The 13,126-nt window shown below is 33.1% G+C and carries 11 protein-coding genes; all 11 read right to left on the reverse strand.

Annotation, left to right across the window (positions count from 1 at the left end; all coding sequences use genetic code 11):
• Window positions 1-28: 28 nt before the first annotated feature.
• A complete protein-coding gene (locus tag K6T82_RS06580) occupies window positions 29-1,300 on the reverse strand; it encodes an adenylosuccinate synthase (protein ID WP_223705139.1) in 1,272 nt (423 codons plus the stop codon).
• Window positions 1,301-1,394: 94 nt separating this feature from the next.
• A complete protein-coding gene (locus K6T82_RS06585) occupies window positions 1,395-1,853 on the reverse strand; it encodes a Fur family transcriptional regulator (protein WP_026981862.1) in 459 nt (152 codons plus the stop codon).
• Window positions 1,854-1,941: 88 nt separating this feature from the next.
• A complete protein-coding gene (locus K6T82_RS06590) occupies window positions 1,942-4,161 on the reverse strand; it encodes a RelA/SpoT family protein (protein WP_223705140.1) in 2,220 nt (739 codons plus the stop codon).
• Between the two features lie 300 nt (window positions 4,162-4,461).
• Window positions 4,462-5,250, reverse strand: coding sequence for a TrmH family RNA methyltransferase (locus K6T82_RS06595; protein ID WP_223705141.1), 789 nt, complete (start codon window positions 5,248-5,250; stop codon window positions 4,462-4,464).
• A gap of 189 nt (window positions 5,251-5,439) precedes the next feature.
• Window positions 5,440-6,372: a DUF2167 domain-containing protein gene (locus tag K6T82_RS06600; RefSeq protein ID WP_223705142.1), complete on the reverse strand. Its 933-nt coding sequence runs from the start codon at window positions 6,370-6,372 to the stop codon at window positions 5,440-5,442.
• 29 nt (window positions 6,373-6,401) lie between these two features.
• Window positions 6,402-7,499: a phosphoglyceromutase gene (locus K6T82_RS06605; RefSeq protein WP_223705143.1), complete on the reverse strand. Its 1,098-nt coding sequence runs from the start codon at window positions 7,497-7,499 to the stop codon at window positions 6,402-6,404.
• A gap of 115 nt (window positions 7,500-7,614) precedes the next feature.
• A complete protein-coding gene (locus tag K6T82_RS06610) occupies window positions 7,615-8,946 on the reverse strand; it encodes a DUF58 domain-containing protein (protein ID WP_223705144.1) in 1,332 nt (443 codons plus the stop codon).
• Window positions 8,947-9,095: 149 nt separating this feature from the next.
• Window positions 9,096-10,109 (reverse strand): AAA family ATPase, encoded by a 1,014-nt coding sequence (locus K6T82_RS06615; protein ID WP_223705145.1) that lies wholly within the window; start codon window positions 10,107-10,109, stop codon window positions 9,096-9,098.
• A gap of 38 nt (window positions 10,110-10,147) precedes the next feature.
• Entirely contained in the window at window positions 10,148-11,353 is a 1,206-nt protein-coding gene (locus K6T82_RS06620; RefSeq protein WP_223705146.1) for a DUF4350 domain-containing protein, read from the reverse strand.
• The gene (locus K6T82_RS06625) at window positions 11,346-12,119 is read right to left on the reverse strand and encodes a DUF4129 domain-containing protein (RefSeq protein ID WP_223705147.1); all 774 of its coding nucleotides are present in this window, start codon (window positions 12,117-12,119) and stop codon (window positions 11,346-11,348) included. The genes K6T82_RS06620 and K6T82_RS06625 overlap by 8 nt, the downstream gene beginning before the upstream one ends.
• Before the next feature lie 9 nt (window positions 12,120-12,128).
• Window positions 12,129-13,109: a stage II sporulation protein M gene (locus K6T82_RS06630; RefSeq protein ID WP_223705148.1), complete on the reverse strand. Its 981-nt coding sequence runs from the start codon at window positions 13,107-13,109 to the stop codon at window positions 12,129-12,131.
• Window positions 13,110-13,126 lie beyond the last annotated feature (17 nt).

Here is a 13,126-nt window from a genome sequence, read left to right on the forward strand (position 1 = left end):
GCTCTGATTATCAGAGCGTTTAAATATATTATTTTGTGATTGTTTGTTTTCTATCCGGTCCAACCGATACAATTTTGATTGGCACTTCGATTTCTTTTTCAATAAACTCAATATATTCTTTTAGCTCGATTGGCAACTGATCGTAAGTTGTTAATCCAGTTAAATCTTGTTTCCATCCTTTAAATTCTTTGTAAACAGGAGTAACATTTTCTGGTTCAATGTTGTAAGGGAAGTGAGAAATGTTTTGTCCTTTGTAGTTGTACTCAGTACAAACTTTTAAAGTTTCAAAACCAGAAAGTACATCACCTTTCATCATCATTAACTGTGTAACTCCATTTACTTGAACAGCATATTTTAAAGCTACTAAGTCTAACCATCCGCAACGTCTTTGTCTTCCAGTTACAGAACCAAATTCGTTACCAACTTTTGCCATTGTAGCACCAACCTCGTCAAAAAGTTCCGTTGGGAAAGGTCCGCTACCTACACGCGTAACGTAAGCTTTGAAAATTCCGTAAACTTCTTTGATTTTGTTAGGCGCAATTCCTAAACCAGTACAAGCTCCAGCAGCAGTAGTGTTAGATGAAGTTACGAAAGGATAAGTTCCAAAGTCAACATCTAATAAAGATCCTTGAGCACCTTCGCAAAGAATAGATTTACCCGCTTTTTGAGCTTGGTGCATGTATTCTTCACTGTCAATGAAATCTAATTTCTTTAATTCTTCAATAGCTTCAAAGAATTCTTTTTCTAATTCAGCTAAATTATATTGAATAGCAACATCATAAAAAGCAATCATTGCCTCGTGTTTGTCTGCTAAAGCTCTGTAACGTTCTTTGAAATCTTCTAATTCGATATCTCCAACACGTAAACCATTTCTACCTGTTTTGTCCATGTAAGTTGGTCCAATTCCTTTAAGAGTCGAACCAATTTTAGCTTTACCTTTTGAAGCCTCAGAAGCAGCGTCAAGCAAACGGTGTGTTGGTAAAATTAAGTGTGCTTTTCTAGAAATGATCAATTTACTTTTGATATCAAGGTTGAATTTTTCTAAACCTTCGATTTCTTTTTGGAAAACTACAGGATCAATTACAACACCATTTCCGATGATGTTTACTGAATTTGGATGAAAAATTCCAGAAGGAATAGTTCTTAGTACATGTTTGATTCCGTCAAATTCTAATGTATGTCCTGCATTTGGTCCTCCTTGGAAACGTGCAATAATATCATAATTTGAGGTAAGTACGTCAACAATTTTTCCTTTACCTTCATCTCCCCATTGTAATCCTAGTAATAAATCTACGGTCATTCTGTTTTAATTTGCGTTGGGACAATCTCCGTCATCCCACTGATTAATGTAGTTAATTTTTCTTTTTTTATTTTTTGAATAAATCCTTTGCGGACTATTGTTTTTGCTTTTTGTTTCCGTAGAAATATAGCGAGTGATTTGTAATCTCGATATCAAATATTTCTTCGATTGTTTTTTTGATGGTTTGAATTCTTGGATCGCAAAATTCAATTACCTCACCAGAATCAGTCATGATAATGTGATCGTGCTGTTTATCGAAATATGATTTTTCGTAATAAGCCTGATTTTGCCCAAATTGATGTTTCCTAACCAAAGCGCAGTCCAACAATAACTCGATCGTGTTGTATAGCGTAGCTCTACTTACACGATAGTTTTTGTTTTTCATTTTGATATAAAGGTTTTCTATGTCAAAATGTTCCTCGCTATCGTAAATTTCCTGAAGTATAGCATAACGCTCAGGAGTTTTGCGATGCCCTTTTTGCTCAAGATACATTGTAAAAACGTTTTTTACAATTTCTTGATTCTTAGTGTTGTCAGTTGAAATGAGTGTCATATCCGGCAAAGATAAATTTTTATTTTTAATCAATAAAAGTTTCGGGTTTAAAGTTTAGTTATAAATCCCTTATAGATAGGTTAAAAAGTTAGGTTCTGTACTCTCGTGTAACTTTATCAACTCCGTCAATTTTCTTAATTGCATTGATCATTTTCTTCAAAATCGTATTGTTTTTCACAATTACTGCAATCTGACCGTGAAAAATCCCAGCATCTGTACTCAATGAAATACTTTGGATATTTACGCTCATATTGTTCGAAATTACTCTTGTCAATTGGTTGGTAAGTCCTAAAACATCCATTCCGGTAATATTGATAATCGCTTTGAATTCTTCTTGAGAAGAGTCAATCCACTTCGCGCTCATGATTCTGTACGCATAGTTAGATTGCATTCCGATTGCGTTTGGACAATCTTTTTTGTGGACTTTAATTCCTTCATTAATCGTCACAAAACCAAAAACATCGTCACCAGGAATAGGGTTGCAGCATTGCGAAAGTTTATAATCCAGCTTGTCATGTTCGGTGCCAAAAACCAGCATGTCATAATTACTGCTGATAACTGGTTTGTGAATGTCTTCGTCGGCAGTATCTTTATTTCGCTTGATTTTATTTTTAAAGAAATTGATGAATGAATTTCCTTTTTGAGCCGCGTAGTCTTTTAACTGCTGATTTTCGATCGCGCCAATTCCGACTCTATAAAATAAATCTAAGCTTGTTTTTAATTTAAAGAAATTGACTAATTCGTTTGTAACTTGCTCATTGAAAGTAATTTTTAAATGTTTCAGTTTTCGAATAAGCAATTCTTTTCCTTCTTCTGCAATTTTTTTAGTGTTTTCGTTTAGAACGTTTTTTATCTTGTTTTTTGCTCTAGAAGTCGTTACATATTCCAGCCAGTTCACAGTTGGCTTTTGATTAGCAGAAGTAATTACTTCGACCTGATCACCACTTTTTAATTCGTAATTTAATGGAACTAAACGGCCATTTACACGAGTTCCACGTGTTTTGATTCCGATTTCGGAGTGGATGCTAAAAGCGAAATCCAAAGAAGTGGCACCTTTCGGTAACGATTTGATTTCTCCTTTTGGCGTAAATATGAAGATTTCTTTAGAATATAAATTCATTTTAAAATCTTCCACAAAATCAACAGCGTTGGTTTCAGGGTTTTCTAATGCTTCACGAAGTAAATTCAACCAAACATCCAGACCGCTTTCTTCGCTTGCACCATTTTTATATTTATAATGTGCTGCGTATCCTTTTTCTGCGATTTCATCCATACGTTCACTTCGAACCTGAACTTCGACCCAACGACCTTTTGGTCCCATTACAGTAATGTGAAGGGCTTCATAACCAGTTGATTTTGGTGATGAAATCCAATCACGCAAACGACTTGGACTTGGTCTGTAGTGATCTGTAACGATAGAATATATTTTCCAGGCTATGAATTTTTCCTGATTCGGATCTGATTTGTAAACAATTCTGAGAGCAAATTTGTCGTACACTTCATCAAAACTTACATTTTGTGCACGCATTTTTCTGCGAATAGAATAAATAGATTTTGGACGGCCTTTTATGATGTAATCAACGCCTTCGTTGTCTAAAGATTTTTTCAAAACATCTGAAATGTCTTTGATGTAGGCGTCTTGTTCTTCTTTCGTTTCACGAATTCTACTTACAATATCATTATAAACCGCCGGTTCAGTGTATTTTAAACCTAAATCTTCCAGTTTGGTTTTAATGTTGTAAAGTCCTAATCGATGGGCTAAAGGGGCATAAATATATAGCGTTTCAGACGCAATTTTGGTTTGTTTATACTCCGCCATCGAATCCATTGTTTGCATGTTATGAAGACGGTCAGCTAATTTTATTAAGATCACGCGAACATCATCATTCAAAGTCAGAATCATTTTTCTGAAATTCTCAGCCTGCATGGAAGCATTCAAATCTTTTTGAACTAATGAAATTTTAGTAAGACCTTCAACCAATTGCGCTACTTTCGGATTGAATAAACGTTCAATATCTTCAACCGTAATAGGAGTATCTTCGACAACATCATGTAATAGGGCCGCAGCAATAGAAGTCGCGCCCAAACCAATTTCTGAGGCAACTATTTTTGCAACTGCAATAGGATGAAAGATATACGCTTCTCCAGATTTTCTTCTCTGTTCTTTGTGTGCATCAACAGCAACATCAAACGCTTTTCGAATTAATTTTTTGTCAGCTGTGTCTAAAGTTTGGTAACTTATTCGTAGTAATTCTTTGTATTCCTGCGCAATAGCTTTGTTTTCTTTTTCAATATCTATTTCTGTCATAACGGCATAGTTCAAGTACTAAAAATAAGAATTAGTTTGAACATACGCAAGGGGGGAGGATTGTTGATTTTAGATTTTAGATTTTAGATTTTTTCCTGTAAGAATGGGACTTCGACTTCGCTCAGTCTGACAACAAAAAAATGAAAATAATCAAATTTTATTGCTTCGCCTGTTTGCTATCGCTCGAGCCCAAATTCAAGAAAGAGCGAAGCGATTTTTAAAATCTAAAATCTAAAATCTAAAATCTAAAATCTAAAATCTAAAATCTAAAATCTAAAATCTAAAATCTAAAATCTAAAATCAAAAACCTCTTTGTCTCTTAGCTTCAAAAATTAAAATTGCTGCGGCAACCGAAACATTCATACTGTCGATTTCGCCTTGCATTGGAATAATAATGTTTTGAGTGGCTTCATCACGCCATTGCTGTGTTAATCCAGTTGCTTCAGTTCCAACAACTAATGCGGTTGGAGTAATGAAGTTTTGTGTATGATATGAAGTTGAATTTTGTAAAGTAGCACTGTAGAAATTGATGTTTTTTTCTTTTAAAAATGCAATAATTTCTTCGGATGTTCCGGTTGCAATTTGATTCGTGAAAAGACAACCAACACTAGAGCGTACGATGTTTGGGTTGTATAAATCGCTTTTTGGATTGGCGATTAAAACGGCATCTAAATTGGCTGCATCGGCAGTTCGTAAAACCGCACCAATGTTTCCTGGTTTTTCAAGCGATTCAACAACCAGAATTAATGGATTATCAGATAGTTTTAAATCAGATAATTTTAATGATTTGCTTTTTGCAACCGCCAAAATTCCTTCTGTGGTATCTCGGTAAGCTAGTTTTTGGTAAACTTCCTTGTTGATTTCTATAATTTGAAAAGGGTTTTGAATCATCTTGTTGATTTCTGATTCAGAAACTAATTCAGGTAAAAATAAAACCGTTTCGATTTCGTAACCGCCTTTAATTGCTAACGAAATTTCACGTAAGCCTTCAATCAAAAAAGTTCTAGTTTGTTTTCTGGCTTTAGATTTTTCCTGAAGTAAAACCAAAGATTTTATAAACGGATTTTGAATTGAAGTGATTTGTTTCATTTTTTAAAAGGCTCAAAGTTGCGAAGTTGCAAAGGTACAGAGATTTTTTTTAAAGTAACAAAGAGACAAAGCTTCAAAGGTACAAAGTCTTTTTATTTTGCCACGAATTTCACGAATTCACACTAATTATTCTCGTACAAAAACAAAAAATAATTCGTGAAGATTCGTGAAATTCGTGGCTAAAAAATATTACTCTTCAGTAGAGTTGTTATTTTCTTCTAACTGAGCAGTTTCCTTAATAGGTTTTGTCACTACTTGGTTTTTATCTCCAAAAAGGAATTTCTTTATTGCAGCAAAAGCAGCTATAATTCCGATCACGATAAACTTTCCGAATTTTGCCAAAACAGCAAAAAATCCAACTTTTGCTAAAACTTTTCCAGCAACTAAACCTCCAATTGTCCAAGCAGCTACAGTATCTGTATCAGCATCAAAATCTAAATATTTATGGCCTTCGTTAAATTCTACACTTTTAATGATTCCTGGAATACTTGCTTTAACTTCTTCTAACTGATCTACGCCCGCAACAGCAGAAATATTGTACATTCCTTTTCTTCCCAAAACTCTCAAATCATAGTTAAGCGTATGATTTTTATCGGTTCCAAATTGCAATTCTTTTGCCCAATGTAATACTTTTAGGTTGTTGTCGTAATAAGGCTTTGATGCCCATCCAATCAATTGAACTTCAGGATAACCTCCTTTTTTTCGTTCTTCATTTGCGGCAGCAACATCTTCTTTCATGGTTTTTAGAAGATCATCATAATCAATATCATCTGCATCATCATCTTTTACATAACCGTCTCCTTGATAGCTAATTACAAACATCCAACTGTTGGCGTGTGTAACACCTTTTCCATCTGGAACAAGCGACCCCAAGATAGATTTATCTTCGGGATTTCCCCATAAATTAGTTAAGACATTTTGGGTTTGTTCGGCATTTAAAAACTTAAATCCTTTTGGGACATTTAAATTTCCATCGCCTTCAGGAAGCGTAATTTTTCCTGATTCATACTTAAAAGATTTTTCAATTTTTTCGTAATAAGCATTTAGAGTATCCGATTGTTGAGCGCTGATTTTAGAAATTGAAATCAGAGCTAAAAAAAGAAACAATAGTGTTTTTTTCATTTGGGGTTGGTTTTAAAAAGGTTAATTATTTAGGGTTTTTGGTTACTTTGAAATAATTCTGAAACTTCTTTTTCAACAGGATGCGTCGTTTTAAAATCATATCCAGTTAATTTTGCCAAGGTTTGGGCAAACTGTTTTTGATAAATCTGAGATTCTGTTTTGATTTCTCCTTTTGGGGCAATTTCTGGTCCCATTGCCGCAAACCAAATTTCAGATGCTCCTTCAACATCGGCTCCATGATCTCTCCATTGCGATTTTACTTTGTCACCGCGACCATGATCTACAGTTATAAATAAGGTTGTTTTGTTTTTGTATTGAGGATCATTTTGGATGAAATTCCAAATCTCAGCAATCCATTTATCTACCTGATTGGCAGCGTCAAGATACGATCTGTAATCTCCATGATGCGCCCATTCATCCGTTTCTCCGTAAGCGATATAAAGTACTTTAGGTTTTTTAGTTTTCAATTCGTCCAATGCCTGATAATGTGTAAAGACATCTAAACACTCATCTTCATGAAATGGTTTGAACGAGTTATCTCGCATTTCGTTTAGTAGTTTTTGAGACGCTGTTGGTTTATTTCCTCCAACTTTGTCAAAAGCAGAAATTACTGGAAAACCGCTTCTTTCTTCATTTAAAATTCTATCAAAAGCATCCCAAGCGCCAAAAGCAGCAACTTTGCCTTTAAATTTTGATTGCTGATTTAAAAATTCTAAAACATTTACGTTTGGATTTGGTTTGTACCCGTTTGAGTTAACCTGAAGATCAACATTTCCCGTCATAATTTCGCTATATCCGGGATAACTAAACCAATAAGGATTGGCAACGTCTACTTTGTTTCCGAAATCTCTATTGCCATAAATTTGTCCTTTCGAAACAATTTCTGACCAGAAAAAAGGCATTAATTTTTTACGAGATACAGCAATTTCAGGGTTGCCATACTTTTTATAAATGTAAGCACTGTCGCCTTGATTGAATTTTTTGTCATTGGCAATTGCCGGATCCACTCCTTTAAAAACTTCCTGCCATCTAAAACCATCCGTAGTAATAATGATAATGTTTTCTGTTTTTTGAGCCTGAGAGGCAAAGCTTAAGAAAATAAACAGAGTAACGATTGCTTTTTTCATTTTTTGGTTAATTAGAAATCACGTAGAATTTTGAATTTGTTCCAAAACTAATTAATTTAATTAATCAATCTTTACGTGATAACGTAATGTAACTATAAATTAATAAAACACGGATTTACAAAATTCCACGAGCTTTAATCTCTAAATATTTATTGATGGCATCCAATGTCAGGTTTTCAGGCTGAGTTAAGATCGAATGAATTCCGTATTTCTTTAACTCATTGACAATTAGTCGTTTTTCAAACATGAATTTTTCTGCAATCACCTTATCGTAAACTTCCTGAATCGTATTTGTTTTTTTATTGATAATACTGTTTAATTCGGTATTACTAAAGAAAACAACAACCAGTAAATGACTTTTAGCAATAGCTTTCAGATAGGGTAGTTGACGATTTAAACCGTCCATCGTTTCGAAATTGGTATAAAGGATAATTAAGCTTCTCTGATTGATGTTTTTCTTAATGTCGACATACAGTCTGCTGTAATCACTTTCAAAAAAATCTGTTTTTATATTGTATAGAGTTTCTAGGATTTTCTGCATTTGAGACGCCCTTCTTTCTGCAAAAACTCTGTTTTCTACTTTTTTTGAAAAAGAAAAAAGTCCCGCTTTGTCTTGTTTTTTCAAAATGACATTCGATAAGACCAAAGCCGAATTTATCGCATAATCTAATAAACTCAATCCGTCAAACGGCATTTGCATGACGCGGCCCTTGTCGATAGCCATATAAACAGATTGTGATTTTTCGTCCTGAAACTGATTGACCATTAACGAATTTTTTTTCGCAGTAGCTTTCCAGTTTAAAGTTCGTAAATCATCGCCTTGAACATATTCCTTAATTTGTTCAAATTCCATTGTATGCCCAATTCGTCTGATTTTTTTGATACCGTATTGAAACAAATTATTTGAAAAAGCAATCAGATCGTATTTTCGTAATTGAATAAAAGACGGATAAGTTGGAACCATCTGATCTTTGTCAAAAATAAATCTTCTGGAAACTAATTTTAAAGGCGAAGAAACATAAATGTTTAAAGTTCCAAACACATATTCGCCACGTTCGGTTGGACGTAAATCATAGCCAATTTCTTTTTGTGTGGATGCTTTTATGGTTTTTAAAATTTTAAAATCACGAACTTGAAACTGAAAGGGAATTTCGTCAATAATCTTAATCAAAATAGGAAAATTATAATGATTTTTCAAATTGATTTTAATTGGATTCAGATCTCCGTTTGATAATTTTTCAGGTATAATTCTTTCTGCTTCAATTCCTGTTCGAGCGGTATACAATAATAGAATGTCAATTCCTAAAAAGGTAACTAATCCTAAAACTAACAACCAAACGGCATTATAAATATTTGGAAAAATAAAAGCACAAACAAATAATCCTATAATACTCGTAAGTAAATAGAAGAAGAAATTATTCAGATATAGACTTTTTATGAATTTCACTTTTTTGTAGTTTCAGGTTTTCAAAGTTTCAAGTTTCAGGTTTCAAGTTTCAGGTTTCAAGTTTCAGGTTTCAGGTTTTAGGTTTGTACTTACGTTTAAATTAACAATTCACCATTTACCATTTACCATTTACCATTTACCATTAACAATTATCTTGGAATCTCAACTGTTTCAATAATTTGTTTAATGATTTCTGAGCTTGTAATACCTTCCATTTCACGTTCGGGAGTTACAATAACGCGGTGTTGTAAAACCGGAATCGCAGCTTCTTTTACATCTTCAGGAGTAACAAAATCGCGTCCGCGTATTGCAGCAAAACCTTTGGAAGCATTCAAAATTGCAATTGAGGCACGGGGAGAAGCTCCTAAATATAAAAAAGCATTTTCGCGCGTATTGACTACAATTCTTGCAATGTATTCCAACAAGTTTTGTTCAACTCTAATTTGTTTAACCAAACCTTGATATTCTTTAATTTCTTCAGAGGAAAGGATTGTTTGAATTGCATCCAGTTTTCCGTGATCCTGTAATGAATGTTCTCTTTGAATAATTAAAATTTCTTCATTCAATTTTGGATAATCTATGGTAATTTTAAAAAGAAAACGGTCTAATTGTGCTTCAGGCAAACGATAAGTTCCTTCTTGTTCAATTGGATTTTGAGTAGCAATAACCAAAAACGGAGTTTCTAGTTGATAAGCTGAGCCGTCAATTGTAATCTGACGCTCTTCCATAACTTCAAAAAGTGCTGCCTGAGTTTTTGCCGGAGCACGGTTTATTTCATCAATTAAAATTAAGTTGGAAAAAATCGGACCTTTTTTAAATTCAAATTCTGAACTTTTTAAATTGAAAATAGAGGTTCCTAAAATATCAGAAGGCATCAAATCTGGTGTGAACTGAATTCTGCTGAAACCAATATTTAAAGTTTTAGACAACAATTTAGCTGTGATGGTTTTAGCTACCCCGGGAACACCTTCTAAAAGAACATGACCGTTGGATAAAATAGCAACCAAAAGCTGATCGACCATTTTGTGCTGACCTACAATTACAGTTTCAATTTCTTTTTTAATTGTGTTTACATGATCTAAAAGCGGCCCTAAATTGATTCGGGTTTCAAAATTCACATTTTCGTTTGTGATTTCGTTTGCGTTTGTATTGATATCGTCCATATTTTGGTCTGTTTTCTTTTTAAATTTCGTTTTGCAATTTAGTGTAAGATCTTTTCGATTGCTGCATTTATTCGAAGTAAATCTTCTTCGAGACTTCCATGATAACTATTTCTATGATTGTTAATTAAAGAAACAAGTTCCTGAATGTCTTTTTCATCTTTTCCTGTTTTATAATGCAGTTTTTTTATGAAATCATCATCTAATTTCGTGGTGTCAAGTAAATAATCTGTCCTGATTTTTTCCAGAAAATAAATAATTTTTTTATCAATGATATTGGTATGATCGCCTTCTTGATAATATAAATTCCCAATTGTTTTGGTAAAATCAACCGTCAAATTCTGCAATGGCTTTATTATCGGAACGATACGTTGTTTTCGTTTTGCATTAAAGATCATAAAAATCAAGATTCCGAGTAAACCGAGAAACCAAGCAGATTTTAGTGGCGGCTGGCTCATGATGTAACGCAATGGCGAACCCGATATTCTTTCATCATTTACGCCTTTATTATACCAGAAAATTGAGCCTTTAGAAAAATAAGACAAAATATTCTCAGCATATTGATACTGTTCTTTTTTCAGCAGATTATAATTGGTAAAAGCTGCTGGTTGTGTGTGTAAATACAAATAACCGTTTTTGTACGGAACTTCGATAAAATTAACTTGTTTTTTGTTCTTATAATCATTTTGATATCCTAAAACAACCGTGTTTAAAGTGTCTATTTTAGAAAAATAATCGCTTACGCCAGTATTGAAAATATATTTTTTAGTGCTTACTTTTTTATTCGCCATCCAAGCTGTCACTTTTTCAGTAGGCATAAAATCGGTATTTAACTGAATTTTTAAAGAATCGAGCAATAGTTTAGGAAATGCTTTCATGCTTAAAAAAGCTTTGTTACCGTGCGATACAAAATACAGAATCTCTGTCATCGATTGGTCGTCGATATTGTTTGCTTCTGAAATATTAATAAAAGTTCCTTTTACTTTATAAGTCTCTACATCTTTCGTTTCATCATATTGCGAATCTAAAAATTCGTAAGGCGTTTCGGTTGCAATTCTCTTTACTTTCTGATTCTTAAAAAAATGATTGGCTTCCTGATCAAAAACATAAAGACCAAACGGAATTTTATCGTGTACTGAATACGTCGGAGTCCAGTCGATTGGTTTTGGCGTTCCTTTGTCTGTTATTAGAATTATACCAAAAACTAATACTAGAATTGCAATGTATATTTTAAGATTTTTATCCATTGCCAAAAGTTTTTAAAGCTTTTTTAAATCTGTTTTCTGTATTACTGAATCGGATATCATCAATTTCAAATTCACCATACCAAATGTAATTGTACAAATAAGAAAGATAAGTAAACTCTTCTTTATGAGCAGGTTGTTGCAATTCGTATAAATAATCAGAATTTGTTTTTTCAATGTCCCATTCAATATAATTATGTTGTGCCATAGTTTTTAGAAGCCACAGATAATAATAACGGATGGCAATTCTTTTTTCGTTGTTTTCAATACTTTCTCGAATCAGTTTTTCGAAATCTAAAAGGTGAATGTTTTTTTCGGCATCAGTGTAAAACAATGTTTTTTTATCAGGTTTTCCAAAAATCCATTTTCCTTCCTGATTTGAGATGTTTTTTGCGATAAAATAAACCACAGTGATAATTACCAAAATCGCTATTATCCTGAATAAAATAACAACAAAATTCAATGAAGTCTGGGCACTTTTGAAACGGAAAAGATTTGAAAATAACCTTGCGAGCCATTGCTTAAAATTATCCCACCAATTTTTCTCTGGAACTTTATACTCGTATATAAATTCAGGTCCAGTATATTTTTTCTTGAAATTTTTGTCAAAATGTTTCGCTTCTATCGTAGCCGAATCAATCTGAATATCTTTTTCAGTATACTTTATTGTAGCAATCTTTGGAGGGTCTTCGGGTACAATAGTACTATCCTGAGCCGTCGAAATTCCGAAGCAAAAAAGAAAAGATAAAATAAAAAAGAATTTTGTCATTACTCGATATTAAAGATTTGCGGCTGTTAAAGAATGCATTTTTCTGTGTACAATAAAAGGATAAATCAAGTAATAAAATGAAATTATACTTAAGGTAATCAAAATGATAAAAATACTTAACCAATTTGGCATGTCAATAGAATATCTTGTAATGAAACCTTCTAGAAAACCGGCACTTATTGTAAAAGGAAAAGTGCTCAGGAATATCTTGAAACTATTTTTAAAACCTATTTTAAAAGAATTTATTCTCGAAAAAGTTTTAGGGAAAAGAATCGAAGCTCCTAAAATAAATCCTGTTGTTGCTTCAATTACGATAGTAAAGATTTCCATGGCTCCGTGAATCCAAATACCTCTTACGCTTTTCCAAAATACGCCATGTTCGTAAAAAAAGTATTGAAAAGAACCTAACATGATACAGTTTTGCAGAAAAATATAAAAAGTACCAATTCCGGCAAAAATTCCGTAGAAGTAACATTTGGCACCCACACTCAAATTATTGTAGGTTATACCAATAAAACTACCCCAGTTGCTGCCAGAACCATATACCGCCATTGGATTGCCTTTTTTGATATTTTCTAAAGACATATTTACATATTGGTCCCCCATAATCAATCGGGTAAAATCCTGGTCAAAACGAGCCGAAAGAACACCAATGGCAACAGTTATAAAAAATAAAGAAAAAGCATATATTAAATATCTTCTATATTCGTAAACCAGTAAAGGAACATCAATTCTAAAGAATTCAACAAATTGGTTTTTGTCGGTACGTTTGGTCTTGTAAATTTTTTGATAAATCTGAGAAGCGAGATGATTTAAGTAAACAACCGTTTTACTTTTAGGATAATACGTTTGGGCGTAAGATAAATCATTCATCATTTGAATGTACAAATTAGCTAATTCATCAGGATTTTTTTTAGCTTTACCGAAAATTGCCAGCTCAAACTCGAGCCATTTTTCTTTGTTTTGTTTTATAAAAGCGATTTCTCTCATTGTTGGCTAAAATATAA

It is taken from the genome of Flavobacterium potami, assembly GCF_020026915.1.
GTDB classification, from domain to species: Bacteria; Bacteroidota; Bacteroidia; order Flavobacteriales; family Flavobacteriaceae; genus Flavobacterium; species Flavobacterium potami.